The sequence below is a fragment of the Streptococcus sp. NLN76 genome, from assembly GCF_015686645.1.
Lineage (GTDB): Bacteria > Bacillota > Bacilli > Lactobacillales > Streptococcaceae > Streptococcus.
Map to the genome: position 1 here is coordinate 22,358 of NZ_JADPMS010000011.1, position 22,976 is coordinate 45,333.

General features: G+C 43.3%; 28 protein-coding genes and 2 pseudogenes. 25 read left to right on the plus strand and 5 right to left on the minus strand.

Annotated features, from left to right (window positions below):
* The first annotated feature begins 54 nt into the window (after positions 1 to 54).
* The 5 genes from I1A59_RS03305 to I1A59_RS09505 all read left to right on the plus strand — a co-directional run bounded on the left by I1A59_RS03305 (position 55) and on the right by I1A59_RS09505 (position 2,845).
* Entirely contained in the window at positions 55 to 468 is a 414-nt protein-coding gene (locus tag I1A59_RS03305; RefSeq protein WP_196091393.1) for a flavodoxin family protein, read from the plus strand.
* Positions 469 to 647: 179 nt separating this feature from the next.
* On the plus strand, positions 648 to 1,061 hold the full coding sequence (locus tag I1A59_RS03310) for an NAD(P)H-dependent oxidoreductase (RefSeq protein WP_196091394.1): 414 nt from the start codon (positions 648 to 650) through the stop codon (positions 1,059 to 1,061).
* Positions 1,062 to 1,079: 18 nt separating this feature from the next.
* Positions 1,080 to 1,712: a flavodoxin gene (locus tag I1A59_RS03315; RefSeq protein WP_196091395.1), complete on the plus strand. Its 633-nt coding sequence runs from the start codon at positions 1,080 to 1,082 to the stop codon at positions 1,710 to 1,712.
* Positions 1,713 to 1,721: 9 nt separating this feature from the next.
* Entirely contained in the window at positions 1,722 to 1,904 is a 183-nt protein-coding gene (locus tag I1A59_RS03320; RefSeq protein ID WP_196091396.1) for a hypothetical protein, read from the plus strand.
* A gap of 413 nt (positions 1,905 to 2,317) precedes the next feature.
* The gene (locus I1A59_RS09505; protein WP_247644754.1) at positions 2,318 to 2,845 is read left to right on the plus strand and encodes an alpha/beta hydrolase; all 528 of its coding nucleotides are present in this window, start codon (positions 2,318 to 2,320) and stop codon (positions 2,843 to 2,845) included.
* A gap of 126 nt (positions 2,846 to 2,971) precedes the next feature.
* Here the strand turns inward: I1A59_RS09505 and I1A59_RS03330 are convergent, their stop codons facing one another.
* Positions 2,972 to 3,805 carry a LysR family transcriptional regulator gene (locus I1A59_RS03330; protein WP_196091397.1) on the minus strand — a complete coding sequence of 278 codons (834 nt, stop codon included), beginning with the start codon at positions 3,803 to 3,805 and terminating at the stop codon, positions 2,972 to 2,974.
* Positions 3,806 to 3,931: 126 nt separating this feature from the next.
* Here I1A59_RS03330 and I1A59_RS03335 point away from each other — a divergent pair, with 126 nt between their 5' ends.
* The 8 genes from I1A59_RS03335 (at position 3,932) to I1A59_RS03370 (ending at position 11,106) form a co-directional block, all read left to right on the plus strand.
* Positions 3,932 to 4,813, plus strand: coding sequence for an alpha/beta hydrolase (locus I1A59_RS03335; RefSeq protein ID WP_196091398.1), 882 nt, complete (start codon positions 3,932 to 3,934; stop codon positions 4,811 to 4,813).
* Positions 4,814 to 4,828: 15 nt separating this feature from the next.
* A complete protein-coding gene (locus I1A59_RS03340; RefSeq protein WP_196091399.1) occupies positions 4,829 to 5,467 on the plus strand; it encodes an NAD(P)H-binding protein in 639 nt (212 codons plus the stop codon).
* Between the two features lie 27 nt (positions 5,468 to 5,494).
* On the plus strand, positions 5,495 to 6,247 hold the full coding sequence (locus I1A59_RS03345; protein ID WP_196091400.1) for a flavodoxin: 753 nt from the start codon (positions 5,495 to 5,497) through the stop codon (positions 6,245 to 6,247).
* A gap of 13 nt (positions 6,248 to 6,260) precedes the next feature.
* Positions 6,261 to 6,950 carry a flavodoxin gene (locus tag I1A59_RS03350; protein WP_196091401.1) on the plus strand — a complete coding sequence of 230 codons (690 nt, stop codon included), beginning with the start codon at positions 6,261 to 6,263 and terminating at the stop codon, positions 6,948 to 6,950.
* Complete coding sequence (locus I1A59_RS03355; RefSeq protein ID WP_196091402.1) at positions 6,950 to 8,245, plus strand: FAD-binding oxidoreductase; 1,296 nt, start codon at positions 6,950 to 6,952, stop codon at positions 8,243 to 8,245. The genes I1A59_RS03350 and I1A59_RS03355 overlap by 1 nt, the downstream gene beginning before the upstream one ends.
* Positions 8,246 to 8,255: 10 nt before the next feature.
* Entirely contained in the window at positions 8,256 to 9,185 is a 930-nt protein-coding gene (locus tag I1A59_RS03360; RefSeq protein WP_196091403.1) for an alpha/beta hydrolase-fold protein, read from the plus strand.
* 89 nt (positions 9,186 to 9,274) lie between these two features.
* Positions 9,275 to 10,129 (plus strand): alpha/beta hydrolase-fold protein, encoded by an 855-nt coding sequence (locus I1A59_RS03365; protein ID WP_196091404.1) that lies wholly within the window; start codon positions 9,275 to 9,277, stop codon positions 10,127 to 10,129.
* Between the two features lie 104 nt (positions 10,130 to 10,233).
* Entirely contained in the window at positions 10,234 to 11,106 is an 873-nt protein-coding gene (locus I1A59_RS03370) for an alpha/beta hydrolase (RefSeq protein ID WP_196091405.1), read from the plus strand.
* A 55-nt stretch (positions 11,107 to 11,161) separates the two neighbouring features.
* Here the strand turns inward: I1A59_RS03370 and I1A59_RS03375 are convergent, their stop codons facing one another.
* Entirely contained in the window at positions 11,162 to 11,974 is an 813-nt protein-coding gene (locus I1A59_RS03375) for a LysR family transcriptional regulator (RefSeq protein WP_196091406.1), read from the minus strand.
* 134 nt (positions 11,975 to 12,108) lie between these two features.
* Here I1A59_RS03375 and I1A59_RS03380 point away from each other — a divergent pair.
* From I1A59_RS03380 to I1A59_RS03390, 3 genes and pseudogenes are all read left to right on the plus strand, one after another.
* Positions 12,109 to 12,666, plus strand: a pseudogene (locus tag I1A59_RS03380) (TMEM175 family protein).
* 31 nt (positions 12,667 to 12,697) lie between these two features.
* Complete coding sequence (locus tag I1A59_RS03385; RefSeq protein ID WP_196091407.1) at positions 12,698 to 13,333, plus strand: NAD(P)H-binding protein; 636 nt, start codon at positions 12,698 to 12,700, stop codon at positions 13,331 to 13,333.
* A gap of 72 nt (positions 13,334 to 13,405) precedes the next feature.
* Positions 13,406 to 14,428: an aldo/keto reductase gene (locus I1A59_RS03390; RefSeq protein ID WP_196091408.1), complete on the plus strand. Its 1,023-nt coding sequence runs from the start codon at positions 13,406 to 13,408 to the stop codon at positions 14,426 to 14,428.
* 131 nt (positions 14,429 to 14,559) lie between these two features.
* Here I1A59_RS03390 and rhuM read toward each other — a convergent pair whose 3' ends face one another.
* Entirely contained in the window at positions 14,560 to 14,751 is a 192-nt protein-coding gene (gene rhuM / locus I1A59_RS03395; RefSeq protein ID WP_348769620.1) for a RhuM family protein, read from the minus strand.
* A 303-nt stretch (positions 14,752 to 15,054) separates the two neighbouring features.
* On the opposite strand from rhuM, the gene I1A59_RS03400 reads away from it, so the two are divergent.
* From I1A59_RS03400 to I1A59_RS03420, 5 genes and pseudogenes are all read left to right on the plus strand, one after another.
* Positions 15,055 to 15,618 carry a sugar O-acetyltransferase gene (locus I1A59_RS03400; protein ID WP_196091409.1) on the plus strand — a complete coding sequence of 188 codons (564 nt, stop codon included), beginning with the start codon at positions 15,055 to 15,057 and terminating at the stop codon, positions 15,616 to 15,618.
* The gene (locus I1A59_RS03405) at positions 15,618 to 16,529 is read left to right on the plus strand and encodes an alpha/beta hydrolase (RefSeq protein WP_196091410.1); all 912 of its coding nucleotides are present in this window, start codon (positions 15,618 to 15,620) and stop codon (positions 16,527 to 16,529) included. The genes I1A59_RS03400 and I1A59_RS03405 overlap by 1 nt, the downstream gene beginning before the upstream one ends.
* Positions 16,530 to 16,755: 226 nt before the next feature.
* Positions 16,756 to 17,489: pseudogene (locus tag I1A59_RS03410) on the plus strand (B3/4 domain-containing protein).
* A gap of 91 nt (positions 17,490 to 17,580) precedes the next feature.
* Positions 17,581 to 17,841 carry a SemiSWEET family transporter gene (locus I1A59_RS03415; protein WP_196091411.1) on the plus strand — a complete coding sequence of 87 codons (261 nt, stop codon included), beginning with the start codon at positions 17,581 to 17,583 and terminating at the stop codon, positions 17,839 to 17,841.
* 11 nt (positions 17,842 to 17,852) lie between these two features.
* Positions 17,853 to 18,380: a YbaK/EbsC family protein gene (locus I1A59_RS03420; protein ID WP_196091412.1), complete on the plus strand. Its 528-nt coding sequence runs from the start codon at positions 17,853 to 17,855 to the stop codon at positions 18,378 to 18,380.
* Positions 18,381 to 18,528: 148 nt separating this feature from the next.
* Here I1A59_RS03420 and I1A59_RS03425 read toward each other — a convergent pair whose 3' ends face one another.
* Complete coding sequence (locus I1A59_RS03425; RefSeq protein ID WP_196091413.1) at positions 18,529 to 18,918, minus strand: nuclear transport factor 2 family protein; 390 nt, start codon at positions 18,916 to 18,918, stop codon at positions 18,529 to 18,531.
* A 123-nt stretch (positions 18,919 to 19,041) separates the two neighbouring features.
* On the opposite strand from I1A59_RS03425, the gene I1A59_RS03430 reads away from it, so the two are divergent.
* The 4 genes from I1A59_RS03430 (at position 19,042) to I1A59_RS03445 (ending at position 20,903) form a co-directional block, all read left to right on the plus strand.
* Entirely contained in the window at positions 19,042 to 19,386 is a 345-nt protein-coding gene (locus tag I1A59_RS03430; RefSeq protein ID WP_196091414.1) for a helix-turn-helix domain-containing protein, read from the plus strand.
* 227 nt (positions 19,387 to 19,613) lie between these two features.
* Complete coding sequence (locus I1A59_RS03435; protein WP_196091415.1) at positions 19,614 to 19,910, plus strand: MazG-like protein; 297 nt, start codon at positions 19,614 to 19,616, stop codon at positions 19,908 to 19,910.
* A gap of 349 nt (positions 19,911 to 20,259) precedes the next feature.
* Positions 20,260 to 20,577: a PTS cellobiose transporter subunit IIB gene (locus tag I1A59_RS03440; protein WP_196091416.1), complete on the plus strand. Its 318-nt coding sequence runs from the start codon at positions 20,260 to 20,262 to the stop codon at positions 20,575 to 20,577.
* An 11-nt stretch (positions 20,578 to 20,588) separates the two neighbouring features.
* Positions 20,589 to 20,903 (plus strand): PTS cellobiose transporter subunit IIA, encoded by a 315-nt coding sequence (locus I1A59_RS03445; RefSeq protein WP_196091417.1) that lies wholly within the window; start codon positions 20,589 to 20,591, stop codon positions 20,901 to 20,903.
* Between the two features lie 468 nt (positions 20,904 to 21,371).
* On the opposite strand, the gene I1A59_RS03450 is transcribed toward I1A59_RS03445, so the two are convergent.
* Positions 21,372 to 22,781, minus strand: a complete 1,410-nt coding sequence (locus I1A59_RS03450; RefSeq protein ID WP_196091418.1) for a glycoside hydrolase family 1 protein — start codon at positions 22,779 to 22,781, stop codon at positions 21,372 to 21,374.
* Positions 22,782 to 22,976: the final 195 nt, after the last annotated feature.

Sequence of the window (22,976 nt, forward strand, 5' to 3'; positions counted from 1 at the left end):
TTTTATAACTGTACAACCAGAAACAGGTTTTTGTCGTCATGAAAGGAGCCGATTATGGCAGTACTATTTATTAATGGGAGTCCTAATAAGGATGGCAACACCGTTCAATTAGCGAGTCGGGTATTGGAGAATCAGGATTACGAAACTCTCCACCTTGTTGACTATAAAATCTACGCATTTGGACAGTCATATCCTGATGATGAATTTGACCAGGTGATGGAAAGGGTTTATCAGGCAGATACTATTGTCATTGGTTCCCCAGTCTATTGGCACAGTCTCAATGGTCTAGTTCGTAATTTTTTAGAAAGACAATATGGAATCGTAGAGGATCAATTGATTGGAAAGCAATTGATTTTTCTACTTCAAGGTGCAGCACCGACTCAAAAAGTCTTAGAGATGGGTGAGTACATTATGATACGCTATGCTGCGGTTTATGGGATGGAGTATCAGGGTATGTTTAGCCAATAATTTCAAGAGTGTCTTAGAATTTCACTATCAATAAAGAGAATACTAGTTTTAAAAAAAGGTATTTCACAAGTTTGTCCAAAGGTCTTATACTATAAATCGTAAAAACACTTGAGAACCTAAAGGAAGGAAAGTTAGCACATGAAAATTTTAGGTTCAATTGCATAGAAAGAGGGATTGGTATGACAACACTTTTTATTAATGGTTCTCCTAATAAAAATGGAAATACTGTCAAGTTAGCGAAAAAAGTTCTTGGAGACGAAGGCTATGAATCCCTTCATCTCGTTGATTATAAGATATACGATTATGGTCAAGAGTTCCCAGACGATCAGTTTCAAGAAGTGGTTGAAAAAGTTTTTCAGGCCGATCATGTAGTCATCGGATCACCGGTTTACTGGCACAGTATGTCGGGTATGATTCGTAATTTCTTGGATCGTCAATACGAAGTAGTGGAGGATCAGCTGATGGGGAAAGAGTTGACCTTTTTGTTTCAAGGGGCGGCACCAACCCAACAAATACTGGACATGGCCGAGTATACCATGACACGCTATGCGGGTTTGTATGGGATGCATTATCGTGGTATGGTGACAGAGTAAAGAAGAGGGGGTAGTAGAATGAAAAAATTAGGATTAATCTTGGTAACCGTTTTAGCAGCTGGTATTGTAGTAGCATGTGGTCGAAATTCCAGTCAGACAGTGAGTTCGGACAGCTCTTCTACGGGTGCTACTTCAGCATCAGTTGCAAAAATTGCTAACGCTGGAAATGATCGCGTCTTAGTGGCTTATTATTCAGAATCTGGAAATACCCAAGAAGTAGCTGAGACAATTGCATCTGAGACCGGTGGAGATTTGTTTAGAGTTGAGTTGGCAAATCCGTTTACAGATGAAGATCTCAACTGGAATGATCGAGAGAGCCGGATTGTACGTGAATATGAAAATGAAAGTGAACGCAGTTCAGAATTACAAGTCAGCACACCGGACAATTGGGCTGATTATGATACAGTCTTCATTGGCTATCCAATGTGGTGGCAACAAGCCGCCTGGCCATTACAGTCCTTTATTCGTCAGAACAATTTTGAAGGTAAAACAGTCATCCCATTCGCCACTTCTATGAGTAGTGAAATGGGAGATAGTGGTCAGAATCTGGCTGCTCTTGGCAATGGTGGAGACTGGCAAGAAGGTCGTCGTTTCTCCTCATCTGGCAACAATCAAGCCGTGATGGATTGGGTTCGCGAGCTTGGGTATTAGGTGGGGAAAATGGAAATTCGGACGAAGATAATAGGACTCTTCATGATTGTCTTACTGGTCTTGACTGCTTGTGCAGAAGATGCGTCAAGAGATGCTACTAGGAATGCGGGACTCGAATCGGGACTTTCAGCTATAGAGGAAGCAGTTCGTCAAAGCAGTGAGGGGCGTGAAGTGAGTGATATGCTCTTTTAGTTTATCTTTTATTACTGTGTTAGCTCGTCTTGCCGTACTTCAGTACTGTCTGCGACTCACTGCCTTGTCCTAAAAGCAAACTAAAAGACTATACCAGAGATTTGCGTGAAGGTAGTTTAGCCAAACGGAGGCAACTACCAATGATTTTCCAGCTGCTATGATTACGGAAGTGGACGTGTGGATGATCTCACCAGAGACCTGATGATGCGAAAAATGCCGATACCAGAAGGGAACCAAACCGTCACAAATACGGAGGTTACACCGAATCGTATTCAGACCCTCTACCTGTGGGAGGAAGGGTGAATGCCAAGTCAGACGGATTTTTCATCCGGTGTGACAGGCTATTTTGATGAATCTGATTTTCGGCCATTTATCACCGCACTTCCACTTGCTCAGGGGGGGCGTTCTTCTTGATGGCAGGAGGAGCTTTCCAATTCCGAGGGAACTATGGAGATGCGCTTCCGACTGCTGCAGCCCATCGAGAACAGGGATTTCAAACTTTTGTCGTAGACGATCGTCTACGACCTTATACCCAAGAAGAAGGAGCCTTGGATGTGGCTCGCGCTGTACGATTTATTCGGCAGCATGCGGAGGATTATGGTATTGATCCGGATGACATTGCAGTGATGGGCTTTTCGGCAGGCGGAATGCAGGCGGGAGAATTTCTGATGCATTACGATGAGGATGTGACTCCGGATCTATTGGATTCCTCTTATCGACGGGATGATTTGGAACGGATTCCAGCTCATGCTTCGGCAGCGGGAATGATGTATTCCTTCTATGGTCGTTTGAGTGTCGGTAATATGGATCCAGAGTGGTTAGCTGAGGGGAACTTGCCACCAACCTATTATGTTTACGGCACCAATGATCCTTTTTACGATCAATTTCAGGAACAATATGAAGTGCTAGAAAACATGGGATTAGAGACTGGCCGCATTTGAATAACTGGCCACACGGATTTGGTGGAGATGGGGATCGGATCCCTGACTATGCAGCTTGGCTGGAGAAACAATTTTTCCAAAATTAGACAAAGTAAAAAAGGAGATCGGGAATCCGGTCTCCTTTTGCTATAAGGACTGCATTTGTTTGTAAATACGCTCGTTTTTTTCAAGAGCGGAGAGGTAGAAGGTTTTGGTTGCTTCCGGGTCATCAATGGGGATATCGACTCGTTGACCGTTGCCTTCTGAAATCATTTGGGTGATATTGGTTGAAAAACTTGGGAGAGTAGAGGCTGAAATCAGTTCTGTGAAGGCCTCCCAGTCTTTCTGAACGATAAATTTGGTTTCGGTTAGAGAATCAATCAGGTCCTGCCAGATACCCAAGTCACTTCGAAGGAGCATGGTTAGACTAGCTAGGTCGGCTAACTGAATGCTCTCCTTGCTGGCGAAGGGGTGGCTTTCTGGAACGGATAGATAGAGTTGTTCCCTAAAGTAGGAGCTAGAAAGAATGTTGGGTTCTTGGACAGGGCTATCTGTCACAATGAATTGGTAGTCTTCTGCAAGGAGTCCCTGAACGAGTCTCTCTTTTTCTTTTAAATCAAAGTGGATGATTTGTTCAGATTCCGCTTCGGCCAAGCGATTTTGAATTTCCCATTCTACTCCAGGTGCCGAAATACCGGCGAAAAGAGTGGTGGCTTGGAGGGAGAAGCGGTGAACCCGTTCTAGAAAGGTGTCGCTGTCTGCTAGTAATTGCCGAGCCAGGCCAACCGTATACTCACCTGTTTCTGTTAACTGCAGTTTGTTTTTGCTGCGTTCAAAGAGCACCACCCCAAGTTCCTCTTCTAGTTGTTGCATATTGCGAGTCAGGGATGGCTGTGAAATCAGAAGGACTTCTGCGGCTTTTGATAGGGTGCCTTGGTCCGCAAAGGCAATCAGTTGTTCCAAATGTTGCAAATGAAGCATGTGATCTCCTTTTCAGTATGTATTTTGTGTATACTAGTCTACCTCTTTGCTATTGTACTATTTTAAGCCAGGATTGTAAAATAGAGCCAGATGTTGATTAGGAACGATTGGAAATGGAGGAAGAGGATGAAGATTACAAAAGATACAAGCATTCAAGATTTGATAACCAATCCTATCTTTGAGGATTATGGCCACCTCTTATTTCCGGTGGACCGGTTCTTTGATCCCCAGGAAACGATTGGAGACATCACCGATAGCCAGCATTTTATTTGGTATTCCAATCTGCAAGTGGAATCGAGTTTGGCCGTTCTGAATTATTTTGCGGAAGAACGAGAAAAGGGGCAGCGGATTTTCTATCCGATCTATACTCTGGATGAAATCGCTAAGGATCCATCAAGGGCCGATACAGGTCTCTTCTACTTTAAAGGTCAGCCGCAAGCGGAATTTGCAATTGTCAATGCAGGTGGAGGTTTTCACTATGTTGCAGCTCTACACGATAGTTTTCCACAAGCTTTGGAAATTAGTCAAGCTGGCTACCATGCTTTTGCCTTGATTTACAGACCCCATCTGGCCTACCAAGATTTGGGACGGACATTGGAAGTGATTCAGGGATTGGCCAAGGATCTGGATTTAAAACCAACAGACTATTCACTTTGGGGAGGATCTGCAGGGGCTCGGATGGCCATTACCCTTGGGAATCGTCAGTCCTTGACTCGCTATAGTCGAAACCTTGAACCAGCAGCAGCCGTCATTAGTCAGTATACGGGCTATTCCAATGTATCACCGGCTGATGCTCCAACTTATTCCAATTGTGGAACCAATGACGGCATCGCCAACTGGCGTGTCATGGAAGAAAGGAGTAAACGCCTGAAGCGTCTCGGAATTCCGAGTGAATTTCACGTTTATCCAGCCCTCAGGCATGGCTTTGGGATCGGTTTACACACCAAAGCTAGGGGGTGGACTAAAGACGCTATTCATTTTTGGGAAAATCAAATGAAACAGGGATAGGAAGGAAACTGAAAGATGAAAATGGCTATTATTGGAGCAGCGGGACAAATCCCCCGCTTGCTAATCCCCCGTATTCTAGAGGAACGGGAAGATCACCTGATTTTGGCCGGTCGAAATGTCGCGGCAAGGGTCGGGATTGAGAATCCACGTGTGACCTATGTGGAAGGCGATATGAGTCAGATTGAGAATGTGCGTAGAGCTCTTACAGGTGCCGATGTGGTCTATGTAAATGAGGGCTCCGTGAAACTCTTGACGCCAGTTATTGCAGTCATGAAGGAATTAGGACTTCGTCGTTTGATTGTAGCAGGTGTGCTAGGGGTTTACGATGAGGTTGTCGGTGAGTTTGGACGTTGGAATGCCCGTATGGTTGGTGCCTATTCCCCTGACAAAGAACGTGTTGTCGCAGCTCGGATGGTCGATGAATCGGGTCTGGATTACACTTATATGCGAATGACCTGGCTTTATTATCAAGAAGGAAACCGAAATTACCGTCTGATTCCACAAGGCCAACCCTATCGTGGAGCCCAGGTTACCCGTCAAGCCGTAGCCCAATATGTGCTGGATCTGTTGGCAGATCCTAGTCGTGATTTAGGAGTCAGTCTTGGGATTGTGGAGCCTGGAAGTGAAGATCTGGATAAACCAAGTTTTTATTAGGGGAAATCAATGAAAGGAAAATCTTTAATGTTCATTGCAGTGAGTATGGCTTTACTTACTGCCTGTGGAAATCAAGCGGCTGACATATCAGCCAGTTCAGAAACTGGGACTGAATCTATTAGGAGGGGTTACTCCGACAGCTCTCAATTCCCAACGGGAAGTATGGACCCTCGTCAAATTGTGGCTCCTCAGCTAGGCTTGTCAGATGAAGAGTGGGACAATAGTAGAGGGACCGTTTCGGATGGGCAGGATACCAATGCCAATCAGGAGCCAACACGGATTTTGACTCAAGATGCAGACAGTATCATCATCTATTTCTCTCGTTCGGGTTCGACTGAACTCCTAGCTAGCAAGATCCAAGCCTTATCCGGTGCAGATGTCTTTGAATTGGTCGCTACAGATCCCTATCCTAGTGATTATGGAGAGGCGGTTGAGCGGGCTAATTCAGAGCGTGGTCGAGAGAATGTCCCCGAGCTGGTAGGAAATCTTCCAGACCTTAGCCAATACAAGCTTATTTATTTGGGCTATCCTATTTGGGGGATGACTCTCGCAGAACCTGTTGCAAGCTTTGTGGAGGCTTATGCGGAGCAGTTGGATGGTAAGGAGCTAGTGCCTTTTTCCACAAATGGGGGCTATGGCTTAGGAAGGAGTGTAGATTCTATTGAAACGGTCTTGCAAGATGCGGGGAGTCAGGTTAGAATGCGGGATGCTTTCGCAGTTGAAGGCAATAAAGTGGACAAAGCAGATCGAGATTTGCAGTCTTGGTTCGAAATATTATAAAAAGGAGTGACAGATGAACAATAGAAAATGGGTGTTTGGAGTAGGAGTGGCGGTTATCTTGGTGGCCCTCTTCTCATGGAATTTTGTACGTGGCAGTCGAGGGACTAGCCAAACTGGATCGAATACAGGTGGTCAGACTGTAGAGCGCACCACACAAACCAATCGAGATTTATCGGGGGATAACGATGTTCTCGTAGTCTATTTCTCACGGACTTCTGGAGTTTGGGATGGTCCTCTTGAAGTCGGGCACACGAAGGTATTGGCCGACTATATTACAGAAGCAACCAATGCGGATCAGTATGAGATTGTGCCGGCTGTTGCCTATCCAGATGATTATGAAGCAACAGCAGAACAGGCTCGTCAGGAACAGGCGGATGATGCCCGTCCAGCTATCGCCAATCCGTTACCAGATTTGTCTGAATATGAAACCATCTTTATTGGTGCTCCTGTCTGGTGGAGTGAGTATCCGATGATTGTCCGTACTTTCTTGGATGGGGAAGCAGATCAACTAGCTAATAAGACCTTGGTGCCTTTTACAACTCACTTGGGTTCAGGTCTTGGTGCAAGCCAACGTCAATTAGAAAGTCAATTTCCCCAAGCGACGGTTCTAGACGGCTTCTCTGTACGGGGTGAAGATGGTGCAGTCAATGGTGCGGAGTCCGATGTTCGGGCGTGGTTAACAAGAATTGGAGTCAACAACTAATGTTCAAAAATCATCCAAGAGCCCTTTATGTAACCTGGTTGGTCATTCTCTTGGCCCTGCCTTTTCCTTTGATTTTCCTACTAAACACTAGCTTAGTGGATACAACAGTCAATCTTCTCTTATACGATATCGGAATCATGGCTTATGTTTGGTGGCTTGCCATCGTTTATCTCTCCACGCGCCCCCAATGGTTGGATCGCTTGATTGGACTTCCAGCTATGTATTTTGTACATGGGATGTTAGGGGTTCTAGCCCTTATTGGGGCTTTTGTCCATCAACAATTTCTCTTTTCCATGCATTGGGAAATTTCAATTACTGGTCAGTGGGCCTGGTATTTAGCCATCTTCGGGACCGCCTATGCCAGCTTCTTCATGTCTGGTTGGTTTGTCGACCGCTTGCCAGTGGCACGGCGTCTGAAAAATCGCTTGCAGGTCTTTTTCAAACATGAATTATCCCTTTGGATTCACCGCCTCAACTTTGTCATGATTTTCCTTATTTGGCTCCATGTACATTTCATCAATCGGATTGCCATTCTCAGCCCCTTTATGATGCTCTTTGATCTTTATACCATTTACTTCGTCGGAACCTATGTTTACTATAAATACGTGGTGGAGACCGAGGAACTGATTCAAGGAAAATTGATAGGGACGAGTGCTCTTTCCCCGACTGTTCAAGAATTAAAAATCCAAGTGCCCGATGACCACGTGTATCAGGCAGGTGATTTTTACTTCCTACGCTTTCCAGATGCCGCTATTAGCCAAGATATGCACCCCTTTTCGGTTGCCTCAGCCCCTTCAAAGGATGGATCCACGGTAACCTTTATTATTCAAGGGTTAGGGGATTTTACAAAGGCGGTACCGCAACTGCCAGTTGGAACCCGTGTGGAGCTGGAAGGGCCCTTTGGTCGATTTGCTCCTATTATCGCCGAGGACCAGACAGACGCCCCCATTATTCTTTACGGGCTTGGGTCGGGGATTGCACCCCTTAAAAGTTTATCCGAAGAATTAGTTGGGAAGCGGAATCTTCATATTATTTGGAGTGCCAAGTCGGAGGAGGAGCGCTACTTTGATCAGGACTTTAGGGAATTAAGTCAATGGAATCCAGAGGTGCGTTATGATGGCAAGGCCCATCGCTTTACTGAGGAAGAATTGGTAACCATTCTCAGTCCAGAAGAGATTGCAAGAGGGCTTTTCTTTATTGTTGGTTCAGCCCCTGCACTGTTGATGGTTGAGGAGACCTTGAAGGGATTAGGCGTGGCGCGTGGACGTTTGCATGATGAGCGCCTAACCATGTAAGGAGTGTGCAATGACAAAACGAATTCTTATGAGTGTTGGACCAGTGGTTTTACTGTTGCTTGGCTTGGGACTCTGGTGGACACAACCCTGGCTCAATCCAAGCCAGTCTACAGATTCGGTGCGAACCAGCAGCGCAAGTATCAATAGCCGACTGGAAACCCTGTCCTATGAAACAGACTATGAGGGACAAAGCTATGAAAAGCAGGTGGTGGTCTATCAACCTGACTCCTATCAAGAAGGACAACTCATGAATGTCTTTTATTTGATGCATGGTTCGGGAATGGACAATGTCAGTTTCGCAGAAACCATGCAGCCACTTTTTGATCAATGGATTGCAGCTGGAGAAATGGAACCCATGTTAGTCGTTTTTCCAACCTATTATCCCGATCGCTCTTTTGTCGTTTCCAACTATAGTCAGGACTATCCTTTGAATCACTTCTTTGCGACGGATGAAGTCACTCAAGTACTACAACTAGTGGAAGGTCGTTTCAGCACCCATGCAGCTTCCACAAGTGCAGCGGATTTGGAAGTTAGTCGAAATCATCGGGCCTTTGGCGGTTACTCGATGGGTGGCATCACTACATGGGATGTCCTGGTGGAAAATAGCCGCTATTTCCATGATTATATGCCCATGGCTGGGGATTCCTGGATTGATCGTGTGACTGGACGCAGTGGGGATGAGGCCATTGCCCAGACCTTAGTGTCAGGCTTGGAAGCCAACAACTATGGCCCAGAGGATGTGACCATTATTGCCATGGTTGGGGAGAATGACGGAACTAAATACAGTATGATTCCCCAAATAGAGGCGCTGCGGGTGAATACTCGTCTCTTTAATAATCGCAACTTGATTTATTGGGAAAATGCTAATGGCGGACATGATCAAGCTTCCTTAGAAGCAGAAGTTCAACACGGAGTTCCATATCTGTTCCAAGCAAAATGAGAACCTAGATTCAACTCTAGTTCAGAACAATCATTCGGCATTAATGGAAGGCGGTGGCCTTCCTTTTCAGTAAAATTGAGGTAGAGAAATTGAATATACATAAATTAAAAAGGATTCCAAGTGATTACTTTAGGCCTTCCAAACAGCCAGGAACCTTGGAAGTATTGGACTATCAGACGTATGAGTCTTTTAGTTACCAAACTACAAGCCCAATCTTGTTGAAAAAGCAAGCGGTGGTTTATCTACCTTATGGTTATGACCCCAATAAGCTGTATCCTGTCTTGTATTTAAGCCATGGAGGTTGGTCCAATGAGACCACGACCATGGGGAGGCCTGGGCGTCCAGCAACTTTTAAACATATTGTGGATCATGCCATAGCGAATGGGGAGGTAGAACCAACGATTATTGTCAATCTAACTTACAACAATACTAGTCCTCAAGATAGTCGTGATTTTGGCTTAGCGATTCAGTTAACTCAACGATATAATCAAGAGTTGGTTCATGATTTGATCCCAGCTGTGGAATCAAGGTATAGTAGTTATGCCCAATCTACTAGTTCGGAAGATTTGAAAGCTAGCAGGCGCTATCGCGGATTTAGCGGATTTTCCATGGGTTCTGTCAATACTTGGCGGACTTTTGAAAATGCCTTGGAGTATTTTTACTTTTTCAATCCCATGAGTGGGAATGTCAATACTCCAGCTCAAACGCACGCTAACTTGGTCCGGGAAAAGAACCAGCCCTTTTTCATCTGGGCTGCGTCAGGAACACATGACTTTGCCTATCAAGCTTTTCGCAGACAAATCATGAATCTATTACAAGAGGCACCGGATGTCTTCCGCGAGGAGGAGATCGTGGTATACCGTGAACGAGTAGGTGCCCAGCATGATTATGCGGCGGTTTGTGATTATACCTATAATGCCCTGCGGTATTTTGGGAAGGTATAGGCCGCTATTGATCTAGTGCATACTGCTATAGAAAGTCTGTATTTTACAGGGGGGGTCCTTTCCGTTATACTGAATTTATAAAAAGTAGAAGGACGGTTTGAATCTTGGAAATTCAAAAAGTTGTATTTAAAAATAAAGAGTTAGACCTACGTTTGGCAGGAAATCTTCATCTTCCAGCTGAATTTGATTTAAATAATGATTATCCAGCTATCGTTGTAACTGGACCGATGCTTTCCTTGAAAGAGCAAGCGCAAAGCGTTTATGCACAAAAATTGACAGAAGCAGGCTATGTAACTTTGACTTTTGATGGGGCTTATTTTGGTGAAAGTCAAGGATTCCCACGGCAACAAGAACTTCCTGACGTGAAACAGTCTGATATCGAAGGAGCTATTGATTTCCTTGAAAGCCTACCTTACGTTGATTCGAACCGTATCGGTGGACTTGGTATGTGTGGCTCTGGATCTTACATGTCTGTTGCAGGTGTAAAAGAACCTCGCTTGAAAGCCATCACTGCTGTTGTACCAGCAATTTCAGATATTTCAACTTCTCCAATGACCAACTTCTTTATGCCTGAAGAGGAGGTTAAAGCGGCCAAGGAAGCGTTTGAAAATGGAACGGGTGAATTGATCCACCTCAACTTCCAACCACGCGCCTTTGAAGAAGGAGCTCAGTATTACTATAGCTCACGTGGAAATCGTCCAGGTTGGAGCAATCAAGTTGTAGCTTGGAGCCAATTGGAGCTTTTGACCTACAACGTGAAAAATATTATGGAAGACATGACCAAACCTTACTTGGTGGTTACTGCTGAAAATGCCTGGAGCCAGCCTGCTTCTCGTGAAATCTTTGATGCTGCCAAAAGTGCTGTCAAAGAGTGGGTTGTGGTTCCAGAGGCGAGCCATTTTGATATGTACGACCTCTTCCCGTTTGTGGATGTAGCCTTTGACGCGATTCTTCCTTTCTTTGAAAAAAACTTATAAAAAATAACACTGCTTCGTTCATCAGGAAGCAGTGTTTTCAAACGATTGTAGATTGTTATACAAGCTGAAGTAGGTGCCTATTTTTATCAAGAACCGTGATATAAAAGGTCTTGGTTGCCTTTGGATCCGTGATGGGAAGGTGGACTCGATTACGATCCTTGTCAGTATGTGGTTGAGTGAGATTCGTGGAGAAGTGAGGGATATCTGATATGGCAATGAGTTCCTCAAAGGATTCCCAGTTGTTTTGGAGGATGAATTTTGTTTTTGTTAGTCCCTCAACGTAGTCCTGCCAAACCCCTAAATCTGCCCAAAGTAGCATACTTAAACCAGCCAAGTCTTTTTCGCTGATTTCTTCTTTTGCTGTGAGCGGGTGAGAAGCAGGAAGGGATAGATGAAGTTGTTCCTTAAACAATTCTTGACTGATAAATCCGGGATGCTCAGAAGTTTTCTCAGTGATGATAAAATCAAAGTGCTCCTCTTGTAGAACTGGAAAAAGTTCTTGGGTTGAAAGGAGTACCAATTGATAATTAAATTTAGGTTTGTGAGATAAAAAATGCCACTCGGCGCCTGGTCCAGAGATTCCTCCAATGTGTTGCACGGATAACTGAGAATAATCCTGAACTTTGTTGAGAAAAGTTTGGTGTTGTTTTACTAATTTCCTCGCCTGTGTGACGGTGAACTCTCCGGTTTTTGTTAAGGTGAGTTTGTTGCGGCTTCTGTGGAATAGGGCAGTCCCTAATTCATCTTCTAGCTGTTTCATATTTCGAGTTAAGCTAGGTTGTGATAGATGGAGATGCTGGGCAGCTTCGGATAAAGTCCCAAAATCCGCAAAAGCAAGAAATTGTTCGAGTAATTGAATCTGAACCATGTTGTTCTCCTTTCTTGCTTGATATTCTACTATTTGAAGGCGGCTCTGTAAATAGCGTCGAGGGTGTTGAATAGGGAGTGTACCTTTGATAAAATGATACAGATTACTTAAAAAGTGAGGATGTTGAATAGATGATGGCGAAAGAACGATTAGTAGCTTTTACGGATGCCGTCTTGGCGATTATTATGACCGTACTGGTTCTCGAATTGGAAAGACCGGAGCATATTAGCTGGTCAGCCGTGTGGGATTTACGGATGAACTATCTGGCTTATACCATCTCCTTTTTCTGGCTAGGAACCATGTGGGTCAATATGCACCGGGTTTGGGATGGAGTTAAACAAATTAATAATACCGTGGTATGGATTTCGATGTTACTACTCTTCTTTTCTTCCTTTTTCCCCTATACAACTTCCTTGGTTTCAGCAGAATTTCATAATCCAGTTTGACAAGCTTTGTATGGAATTGTTACCCTACTGGTGACGGCCATGAATATTTTGATGTATAGGGAATTACGGAAACTGCAAGAGGATAGCTATCAGGGTGAATCCCTTACCGATGTAGTTAGAGCGCGGTTGTTGGATATCGTGATCAAATTAGTGGGATTACTGTTGACGCTAACGATTTTACCAGAAGCTATGATGTGGGCTGTTCTGGTAACAGCCGTTGTGATTATCATCCCGAGGTCGATTTAGTGAATCAAGGAAATAGATTGGAGTATGGGTGATGAAAGTTACGATTTTAGGTGCTGCTGGTCAAATTGCCAAATTGGCAACTCGTTATTTTTTGGAACAGACAGAGGTTGAATTGGTGCTTTTTGCACGAAATGCGCAAGCTCGGTTGCAAGAATTTGTTTCTCCACGTGTAACTCTTGTAGATGGAGATTTTGCGGATACTGCCCAGGTGTCACTGGCTTTAGCAGGGGCTGATGTCGCTTTCTTAGCTTTTGTTGGAGATGATCAACTTGTGGGCCACCTCCTTCCTTTGGTTGAAAAAGCAGGCGTTTCTCGTTTTATTGTTTCCAGTGTTCCGGATATTTACCAAGAAATTGAAGGTCCGTTCCAAGATTGGTATCGGTCCAATACAGGTATCATGTGGACTTCCCATGTTCGTAAGGCTGCAGATGTAGTGGAAGCCTCTGATTTGGATTATCTGATTTTACGAATTACCTGGCTTTATAATGCTGAAGGGAAGAAGCTTCATGTGACCCGTAAAGGGGAGCCCTTCACTGAAGCCCAAGTAACCCGTCAACTGGTAGCCCAGTTTGTAGTGGATGCGGTAAGCGGTAAAGAGGACTTTCACCGTGAAAGTGTTGGACTTGGGGAAGTTGGAACTAAATGGGAGAAGCCAAGTTTTTATTAAAAGAAGAAACAGCCTGTCGAATAGTGACGGCTGTTTTGTTATACTAAGAGCAATAAGAAAGTGAGGTCTGTCATGGAGTACACACGATTAGGGGATACAGGTCTGGAGGTTTCCAAGCTATGCTTGGGATGTATGAGTTTTGGCGATCCGGCGCGTGGCTTTCATTCCAAGTGGGTGCTGGATGAAGCTGCTAGTCGGCCGATAATCAAGAAGGCTTTGGATATGGGAATTCATTTCTTCGATACCGCTAATTTTTATGGATATGGTTCTAGCGAAGAGATTCTTGGTCGGGCTTTGAAGGATTTTGCCAAAAGGGAAGAAGTGGTGATTGCGACCAAAGTTTTCTATGGTGATGGCCAAAGCACGAGTCCCAACACCACTGGGCTCTCGCGAAAGGCTATTTTCCACCAGGTGGAGAAGAGCTTAGAGCGATTAGGGACAGACTACATCGACCTGCTTTACATTCATCGTTGGGATTATCAGACGCCAATCGAGGAGACGATGGAGGCTCTCCATGACCTGGTTCGTTCAGGGAAAGTCCTTTATCTTGGGGCATCAAGTATGTATACTTGGCAATTCCAACAGTCCCAATATGTGGCAGACAAGAGGGGCTGGACTCCTTTTTCCGTCATGCAACATCATTACAATCTCCTCTATCGGGAGGAAGAGCGGGAAATGATTCCCTTCTGTCAGGAGTCGGGAGTGGCTCTGGTGCCCTACAGTCCCTTGGCGGCGGGTCGGATTGTGCGTGACTGGACGGCGGATACCGCGCGCAGTCAGGCTGATCAAAGTGCACGCGCCAAGTATGATAGCACTGAGCTTGAGGATCGGAAAATCGTGGCGCGTGTGGCGGAATTGGCAGAAAAATATGGCAAGAGTCGTAGTCAGATTGCACTGGCTTGGCTATGGCAAAAGGGGATGCACAGTCCGATTCTTGGGGTCACCAAGGAAGCTTATCTGGATGATTATCTAGGTGCCTTTGGTTTTGAGCTATCTCCACAGGATATGGACTATTTGGATGACTTATACCTTCCTCATAAAATCGTCGGCGCTTTGGCCAAGGGTACCAAAAAAGATCTCCAGAAATTGAAGTGATGTCTTAGTTTTGATTTGATTTGTATGGTCAATTGTTTTATAGTCGTTTAGTTTGCTTTTAGTACAAGGCAGCGAGTCGCAGAGAGTACTGAACTACGGCAATATGAGCGAACACAGTAACAAAAGATAAACTAAAAGAGTATAATCATGTATTCACGTAGGGCTCGTGTTGCCCACTGCCTAAAATGAGTTGCTTTATGTGAGTTAACGCGATAGCCTACGGAGATAATTGCATCTAGATTGAAGAAATTGGATTCGGTAGTCTGTGTTTTTGCTGAAGTAGCCCCATGTTGAGTGGTTGTTGCAATTTTTGCAACAACCACTTTTTTATCTAGCCTACCATGGATAAATATGTTGCAGAGATGCCTATTGATTGTAGATTTATTAACACCGAACAAGCAAGCTAATTCTTTTTAAGTTGCCCAGATACTTTCACCGCGTGTGATGACTTGAGCCTTTTCTGTTCCTTCTTCTGATGAGTAGATAAGAGACTGTAATTCTTTCATGGTACTCCTCGAAATCAAGGGAATAACTGCATACTGGATTACTCCCCCAACTTTCAATTCGCAACCTTGAAGTGTGGATTTTGCTATAATGGTAGTAGTAATTTACAGAAGGAGAAACGTATGTCTGAATTTGAAAAAATGATAGCGGGCCAATTTTACAATCCGGCTGATCCTGAGTTAAGGGAATTGGTTGTGGCATCTAGGGCCTATCAAAAGGCTTTTAACGAGGAAGACGATCGGCAAAAAGGGGCTGCGATTTTAAAAGAATGGTTTGGTTCTACAGGAGAAAATCTGTCTGTTAAACCACGGTTTGTTTGTGATTACGGTGTCAATATCCACTTGGGGGAAAATTTCTATTCCAATTGGAACTTGACCATGCTCGATGTGTGTCCGATTCGGATTGGGAAGAATGCCATGATTGGACCAAATTGCCAGTTCCTCACACCCCTCCATCCCTTGGATCCTGACGAACGGAATTCAGGTTTGGAGTATGGAGCACCGATTACCATTGGAGATAATTTCTGGGCTGGCGGAGGTGTGACTGTTCTACCAGGCGTGACCCTTGGAGATAACGTTGTGGCAGGTGCGGGTGCCGTGATCACCAAATCCTTCGGAGACAATGTGGTCTTGGCTGGTAATCCAGCCAAGGTTATTAAGGTAATTGAACCTAAAGAGGAGGAATAATGCGCAAAGCTATTTATGTTTTTAGTCTTATTTTGTTAGTCCTTAGTTGCACTTGGTTTTTTGTCCGGCGCAATAGCCGTGATTCGCTTAACCAAGTCGTACAAAGTCAAGAAAATGAGCCAGTTCAATTGAGCGAAACTACCAATCTGGTCAACGAGGACTATACTGTTAAACGGGATGATGTAGAGTTGGTCGGAGTTATCACTGCGGATGCCAATTATAAAAAAGAAAAAAGACCGCTTCTAGTCATCGCACATGGCTTTAACAATACTTTAGAAAATTATGAAACCTACGCTCAGGACCTAGCAAGTCTTGGTTATGTGGTCTATCGCTTTGATTTCTATGGCGGGAGCCAACAATCCAAGAGCGGAGGTCAAGATATGCTGGATATGTCTGTCTTAACTGAAAAAGCAGATCTTGAAGCAGTGGTTCATCAGCTGACTCAGGAGAACTTTATCAACGATAAGAAAGTAACTCTTCTCGGAGCTAGCCAAGGTGGAGTTGTGTCAACCCTTTATGCAGCAGAAAATCCTGATAAGGTTAACAAATTGGCCTTGATTTTCCCGGCCTTTGTTCTTTTTGACGATGTAGAACAGACCTATGCCCAATTAGGAGTAGACTCCGAAAAAGATATCCCAGTGGTTGTCACTCATCGGAATGCTCAACTGGGTGCAATCTATCTAAGCGATGCCATGTCAATCGAAATCAATGCGGAAATTAAAAAGGTAAAAGCACCGGTCATGATTATCCATGGAACAGAAGATGAAGTGGTCCCTTACTCCTATGCCTTAGATGCCAATAAAAATTTTTCAGATTCTCAATTGGTAACTGTGGAAGGCGGAGGTCATTGGATTGATCCAAGTTTTAATCAGACGGCCCTACCAGCTCTCCAAGCCTTTTTAGGAAAATAGACAAAGCCTGTATTTCGTGGTACACTGAAGAAAAATAAATAAGAATCGCCACCGGGTGAGCAGAACTTGAAAGTATCGCTAGGTCTTAGAAGATACTTTTACAGTGCTGCTTTTTTACCTATTGGCAATGAAAGGAGCCAAGCATGGCACATTTTATACTCTTTTAGTTTATCTTTTATTACTGTGTTAGCTCGTCTTGCCGTACTTCAGTACTGTCTACGACTCTCTGCCTTGTACTAAAAGTAAACTAAAAGACTATATCGTTGATGAGTACTTCTGGAATCTTTTTCTAGATGCAAAAATTGGAGTTGTGCTTTTGAAAGAGTAAATCAAAAGCTAGATGAATCTCCAGCAGAGCTTCAAAGCCTTTTGGAGGAAAGCAATAAGCTAGCCATATCCTTTGTGGAAGAAGAACCTTTCGCAGAAAATCCTGTGATTCATGTTTATCGACAAGCCTTTCAAAAATTTATGACCAAAAAAGGAGCTCGCTCCAGTATTGAAGCTCTTTTGAAAAGGGCCAAAAGCGAGAAACCCGTGGGAACCATTTTGCCACTTGTGGATATCTATCATGCAGCAAGCCTTCGTTTCGCTCTTCCTTGTGGTGCAGAGGATTTGGATACCTTCCAAGGTGATTTGCAATTAACACTGACTGAAGGTGGCGATGATTTTTATCTGATTGGAAGCGATGAAAACAATCCAACGTTACCAGGTGAACTGTGTTACAAGGATGAAGCCGGAGCAGTTTGTCGCTGCCTTAACTGGCGGGATGGCCAACGGACGATGATTACAGAAGACACAAAGAATGCCTTTTTGGTCATCGAATTATTGGATCCAAGCCGGGAGGAGGCCTTAGAAGCTGCGCTCCAATTCATCGTTGAACAATCCCAAACCTACTTGGGTGGTCAAGCAACTTCACACATTCTCGATCGCGAAACACCAAGTCTTCCTATTGAAGCTTAATCTTTCATTTCCTTTATCGAACTTTCTTCATCTTGTCTTTTTCCCACTACTTTGTTAGAATAGTTGCTAAATGTTTGAAAAGGAGAGGAAAATGTCTGAAAAACAAATGAAAACACTCGGGTGGATTGCGACTTTTATGTCTGTCATGATGTACATTTCCTACATCCCTCAAATCATGAACAATTTAGCCGGCCAAAAAGGGAATTTTATCCAGCCCCTAGTTGCGGCCATCAACTGCAGTCTCTGGGTTTACTACGGCTTGTTTAAAAAAGAACGAGACATCCCTCTTGCAGCTGCTAACGCGCCAGGAATTGTCTTTGGTCTGATTACCGCTTTGACAGCTTTATTTTAGGAGAAAATGAAATGAATCTTGATTTTAAACAGGCTTCTGAGGGCAAAGAACTTCTCCCTACATCGGTCTGGGAAAGCATTGTGAATCTGAACGCAACTCAAGAAATTCAAGTTGCGGAAATCAATCCGGATTTTGCGGATGGAGAAAGCCTAAACCGTGAATACGGGGTGCCCTTTGAACAGGAGGCAAACTGCCTGGTCCTTGAAGGCAAACGTGGGGACGAGAAAAAATATGCCGCCCTTCTTATCCCTTACGGTAAAAAAGCCAACACCAATGCGACCGTTAAGCGCCCCTTAGATGTTGCCAAAGTCGGCTTTGCTCCCTTAGACTTTATCCTGGAACAGACAGGTATGGAATTCGGTGCCATTACTCCGATTGGACTTCCCGAAACATGGTCGATTCTGATCGATCAGCAAATCCTGGAACAAGATAGCATTATTGTAGGCGGCGGACTAGTACAGTCCAAATTGTTAGTTCCGACTAAGTTATTAACACAACTTCCCAATGTTCAAGTGATTGAAGGACTGGCGAAAGATTAAGATATACTCTTTTAGTTTATCTTTTATTACTGTGTTAGATCGTCTTGCCGTACTTCAGTACTGTCTACGACTCGCTGCCTTGTACTAAAAGTAAACTAAAAGACTATAATACAAAAAGACTTACGATTTTTTCGCAAGTCTTTTTCTATTATCCCCAAAATGAATCTTCAACGGCTTGTTCGGATGAGAAGAGCCAGACTTCTTGGATTTTCCCGTTTTCCATACGGAAAAGGTCAATGCCATTCATATTCAATTCTTCTCCATCTGGGCGTGTTCCTACGAAGGTAACGTTGGCTGCCACCAAATCACCATTGTCTGATACCCAGTTTGTAAGAACTTTGAAGGTCCCATTTGTTTTTTCACCAAATGTAGCTAAGTGAGCTCCAAGTTTTTCTTTACCAACAACTGTTCCAGAAACAGAGTGATTTCCAGGTTGGTGCCAGATGATATCGTCTGCCATGGTATCAAATACGGCAGGGAAATCACCTGCAATAAGACCTTCATTGTAACGATTGAAAATCTCTAGATTTTTAGACATTAGTTTTCTCCTTTATTTGATTACAAATCTATTGTATAATCAGACTAATAAAACCACAAGTACGTTTTTTTACAACGCTTAGTAGCAAATATGCTACTATTGGTGTAAATCAAGGAGAAAAAAATGATGAATAAAGTGAGTGAGTATGGAATTTGTCCATTTGCGACTACCCAAAAGGTCTTGACAGGGAAGTGGGCCTTGGTCATTCTGTATCAATTGAGTACGGGAACCAAACGTTTTAACGAGTTACAACGAAACATTCCTGGTGTGACTCAAAGTATTTTGACCCGCCATTTAAGACAACTCGAAAAGGATAAGTTGGTCCATCGTGAAGTTTACCCAGAAGTACCTCCTAGGGTGGAGTATAGCCTAACTGAAATTGGCCGCAGTTTTCAAGGTGTTTTAGATCAAGTAGAGACATGGGGACTCAATTATATAGAAGTATTGGCGCAGGAAGAGAATTCCTAACAAGAGAATATGAGATTTTATTTGAAAATAACACAGATAGTGTTTATTTACGCTTTTTTACTGTGTTATTTTCAAATAAAACACCATTCCCAACGTGGCCAAGGTATTGACTGCTCTTGTCCGGCATCCGGAGAGCATTGGAAGAGTGCTTGTTATGTCAAATGGAGCTTGAGGTGTAGAAGAGGCTTTTGAAAATTTACCAAAGGAGTAAGATATGAAAAAAACTCATGAAACGAAGCATTGCCGTTCGGGAGGCCTATCACAAATTAGAGGAGGCCAATCATGGCTCTCGTTGGTCCATTGAGGAAGATTTTTTGGCTTTGTCGAATGATGTTGGAAATTTGCAGCGTTTGGTGATGACCAAACAAGGTCGCTATTATGATGAAACTCCATACCGCTTGGAGTCCAAATTGGCAGAAAATATGTGGTGGCTTTTGGAGTTTGCAAATCGATTGGATATTGATGTTGAAGCGGAAATGGAAGAATTCTTATCTGAAAAAGAAGTCTTGTTGGGTTTAAAATAGGTTATGAAAATGATAACGTAACACTGGCGATAAACTAAAATCCGGATTGATATAGTCTTTTGGTTTACTTTTAGTACAAGGCAGCGAGTCGTAGACAGTACTGAAGTACGGCAAGACGAGCTAACACAGTAATAAAAGATAAACTAAAAGAGTATACTAAAAATCAGAATGCCTACATCATAGATAGCTGAAAAGGCTGAGGAAATCAGCTTTTTTCTTTTACCGCAACTACATCCCTTTAAAAACTGACTTTAAAAATAAAAAGACTAGACATTTTATTTTATATCTGTTATACTTATATCAAGATGTTGGAAGCGCACCCATCGAACCGAATTTAAAGGAGAATCTTATGTCTAAAGCGTTAATTATCTGCGTTGCAGGAATGTCTTCCTCTTTAATGGCTTCTAAAACAACGGAATATCTTCAAGCACAAGGAAAAGATATCACAGTGGAAGCTATTTCATCGAATGAAGGGGAGCAAGTGATTGCTGATGCAACCTATGATGTCTATCTCGTAAGTCCACAGGCTGGTATGTACTACAATCAATTTGCGGCAGTCGGTGCAGAAGCTGGTCGTCCTGTAGTGAAGGTTCCACCACAAGCCTATGTTCCAATTCCAATGGGAATTGAGAAAATGGCACAACTCATCTTGGATAATCTTGCGTAAGGAGGCTGACTATGAGTCCTGAAGAACTACAGGTTGCGGCTTTTGAGATTATACTTCATAGTGGGACTGCGCGAACTTCTATTCATGAAGCTTTTGCGGCCATGCGTGAACATGATTATAAGCTAGCTCAAGAAAAATTAGATGCTGCAGATGAGGAGTTGTTGGAAGCTCACCATGCCCAAACGGACTTGCTGCAAAAATATGCTAGCGGTACTGAAATTAAGATTGAGATTATTATGGTACACGCTCAAGATCATCTTATGACAACCTATACCTTGAAAGAGGTTGCGACAGAAATGCTTTATCTTTATCAAAAAGTCGGATAAAGCACTGAGTCAAGTATTTTCATGAACGATAATTTAGAGGCTGGTATGTTACTCAGCCTCTTTTTATGTTTATACTCTTTGAAAATCAAATTTAATTGTTGTCAGGTCAGACAGTCTGGTAGACTGTCTGAGATCCTAGTTAAAAAACGAAGTTTTTGTCAACTTTGCCGTACTTATTTGAAACTTTCTACGAAAGTTTTATCGGTAAACTCAAAACCTCTCCCAGAGGTTTTGAGTTGTCTGTGGCTCACTTCCTAGTTTATACTCATTAAATTTCAAAATCTGACGTTGTCAAGCCTCTTCGGTGAACTTTAGTTCTACCATCATCGGCTTTCCTAGTCATCTTTTTGAAATTTTTCGAGTATTCCGATTTAGAAGTTAGTTAAGTATTAATTTTTGATTTTCATTGAGTATTAGATTCTTTTACATAGTACAAAAAAGTCGGAAGAGGAGTCCGACTTTTTTGTATTAATAGGATGAGTCTTCAAAACCATTCTCCTGGGCGACCGTTTTAAACCAATGTCCAGATTTCTTGATGGTTTTTACTTGGGTGTGGATGTTGTTTGAAATAAAGCCGTAGCGGTTTCGATAGGCGTTCATCCAAGACCAGCAGTCTATTGGAGTCCAGAGATGGTAACCAAAGCAATTGGATCCTTCACCAATTCCCTGATGGAGGTAGGCTAGGTGTTCTTTGATGAAGTCGATACGATAGTCGTCTTGGATTTGACCATTTTCATCAAGGAAGCGTTCTTCGCGGGAGACTCCCATGCCGTTTTCAGAAACAAACCAGGGGATATTTCCGTAATTGTCTCTGATATTAATAGCAATGTCATAGATGGCTTGTGGGTAGATTTCCCAGCCCTTGTCAATATTCATCCGTCGTCCAGGCATTTCGTAGTTGTCGTAATAGCGATTGGGCATCCAATCACCAACTGAATTTGGAGCGATTTCTGGAGCTTTTACACGGTTTGGATGGTAGAAATTTACACCGAGGAAATCAACAGTATTTTGTTCAAAAATAGCCTGATCTCCGGGTTCGCTTTGCCAGAGGACCTTATCGGCTTCTAGTCGTTGGACCAATTCTTCTGGGAAGTGGCCTTTAATAGCTGGTTCCAGGAATAATTTATTGTTCCAGAGTTCTGCAAAATGGGCAGCGTCCAAATCTGCTTTTGCATCTGAGGCAGGATAGGTTGGTGTCAAGTTAAGAACCGTTCCAATCCGACCTCCATTTTCTTGGAGTCCTAGTTCTCGAAATCTAGCGATGGCTTTGGCTGAAGCTAGATTAAGGTGGTAGGCCACTTGAACGGCTCTTTTTCCATCCACTAATTTAGGATAATGAAATTGATAGAGGTAACCACCGTCGACAACGACCATGGGTTCATTATGGGTGGTCCAATCTTTGACGCGATCGCCAAAAGCTTTGAATGCTTGTTCCGCAAATCCTACATAGAGATCAACGACATGGCGTGATTCCCAACCTCCATATTTGTGGTAAAGTTCGATGGGGAGGTCAAAATGGTGGAGGTTCATGATAGGACGAATACCATTCGCAATGAAACAATCAATAACCTTATTGTAGAAATCAACGGCGTCCGGGTTGACTGTATTGGTTTCTAAATCATTAATTAATCGGGACCATTGAATGGAGGTGCGGACGCTATTCAAGCCGATTTTTTTCATTAAAGCGATGTCTTCCTCGTAACTATTGTAGAAGTTGGAAGCTGTATCTGGCCCGACTTGATTATAAAAAACCTCAGGCTCAATCTCATACCAGTAGTCAAACATATTGGCGTGTTTCTTTTGGAAACGTCCTTCACTTTGGGGGCCAGAAGTAGCAGCTCCCCACCAAAAATTTTTGGGAAATGTATACTTTGTCATAAGAGTCTCCTCGTAATATAAGTTTAGAGGGTTATTAAAACCCAGTTTGAACAATGATTGTATAAATACTTGACTATTGCAATGTTTCCCAGAACAATAGAGTTATGGAAAGGACTCATGGTTGTTTCTTATCCTCCTTGTTGCTCAGTCTTCATTACAAAGTCTGTTACCCAGCCCTTCATTTTACCTCCAACC

Bases quoted from the DNA above. Each gene is read 5' to 3' on its own strand.
- I1A59_RS03305 (WP_196091393.1), top strand. From the start codon at position 55: ATGGCAGTACTATTTATTAATGGGAGTCCTAATAAGGATGGCAACACC.
- I1A59_RS03310 (WP_196091394.1), top strand. From the start codon at position 648: ATGACAACACTTTTTATTAATGGTTCTCCTAATAAAAATGGAAATACT.
- I1A59_RS03315 (WP_196091395.1), top strand. From the start codon at position 1,080: ATGAAAAAATTAGGATTAATCTTGGTAACCGTTTTAGCAGCTGGTATT.
- I1A59_RS03320 (WP_196091396.1), top strand. From the start codon at position 1,722: ATGGAAATTCGGACGAAGATAATAGGACTCTTCATGATTGTCTTACTG.
- I1A59_RS09505 (WP_247644754.1), top strand. From the start codon at position 2,318: ATGGCAGGAGGAGCTTTCCAATTCCGAGGGAACTATGGAGATGCGCTT.
- I1A59_RS03330 (WP_196091397.1), bottom strand. From the start codon at position 3,805: ATGCTTCATTTGCAACATTTGGAACAACTGATTGCCTTTGCGGACCAA.
- I1A59_RS03335 (WP_196091398.1), top strand. From the start codon at position 3,932: ATGAAGATTACAAAAGATACAAGCATTCAAGATTTGATAACCAATCCT.
- I1A59_RS03340 (WP_196091399.1), top strand. From the start codon at position 4,829: ATGAAAATGGCTATTATTGGAGCAGCGGGACAAATCCCCCGCTTGCTA.
- I1A59_RS03345 (WP_196091400.1), top strand. From the start codon at position 5,495: ATGTTCATTGCAGTGAGTATGGCTTTACTTACTGCCTGTGGAAATCAA.
- I1A59_RS03350 (WP_196091401.1), top strand. From the start codon at position 6,261: ATGAACAATAGAAAATGGGTGTTTGGAGTAGGAGTGGCGGTTATCTTG.
- I1A59_RS03355 (WP_196091402.1), top strand. From the start codon at position 6,950: ATGTTCAAAAATCATCCAAGAGCCCTTTATGTAACCTGGTTGGTCATT.
- I1A59_RS03360 (WP_196091403.1), top strand. From the start codon at position 8,256: ATGACAAAACGAATTCTTATGAGTGTTGGACCAGTGGTTTTACTGTTG.
- I1A59_RS03375 (WP_196091406.1), bottom strand. From the start codon at position 11,974: ATGGTTCAGATTCAATTACTCGAACAATTTCTTGCTTTTGCGGATTTT.
- I1A59_RS03385 (WP_196091407.1), top strand. From the start codon at position 12,698: ATGAAAGTTACGATTTTAGGTGCTGCTGGTCAAATTGCCAAATTGGCA.
- I1A59_RS03390 (WP_196091408.1), top strand. From the start codon at position 13,406: ATGGAGTACACACGATTAGGGGATACAGGTCTGGAGGTTTCCAAGCTA.
- I1A59_RS03400 (WP_196091409.1), top strand. From the start codon at position 15,055: ATGTCTGAATTTGAAAAAATGATAGCGGGCCAATTTTACAATCCGGCT.
- I1A59_RS03405 (WP_196091410.1), top strand. From the start codon at position 15,618: ATGCGCAAAGCTATTTATGTTTTTAGTCTTATTTTGTTAGTCCTTAGT.
- I1A59_RS03415 (WP_196091411.1), top strand. From the start codon at position 17,581: ATGTCTGAAAAACAAATGAAAACACTCGGGTGGATTGCGACTTTTATG.
- I1A59_RS03420 (WP_196091412.1), top strand. From the start codon at position 17,853: ATGAATCTTGATTTTAAACAGGCTTCTGAGGGCAAAGAACTTCTCCCT.
- I1A59_RS03425 (WP_196091413.1), bottom strand. From the start codon at position 18,918: ATGTCTAAAAATCTAGAGATTTTCAATCGTTACAATGAAGGTCTTATT.
- I1A59_RS03430 (WP_196091414.1), top strand. From the start codon at position 19,042: ATGATGAATAAAGTGAGTGAGTATGGAATTTGTCCATTTGCGACTACC.
- I1A59_RS03435 (WP_196091415.1), top strand. From the start codon at position 19,614: ATGAAACGAAGCATTGCCGTTCGGGAGGCCTATCACAAATTAGAGGAG.
- I1A59_RS03440 (WP_196091416.1), top strand. From the start codon at position 20,260: ATGTCTAAAGCGTTAATTATCTGCGTTGCAGGAATGTCTTCCTCTTTA.
- I1A59_RS03445 (WP_196091417.1), top strand. From the start codon at position 20,589: ATGAGTCCTGAAGAACTACAGGTTGCGGCTTTTGAGATTATACTTCAT.
- I1A59_RS03450 (WP_196091418.1), bottom strand. From the start codon at position 22,781: ATGACAAAGTATACATTTCCCAAAAATTTTTGGTGGGGAGCTGCTACT.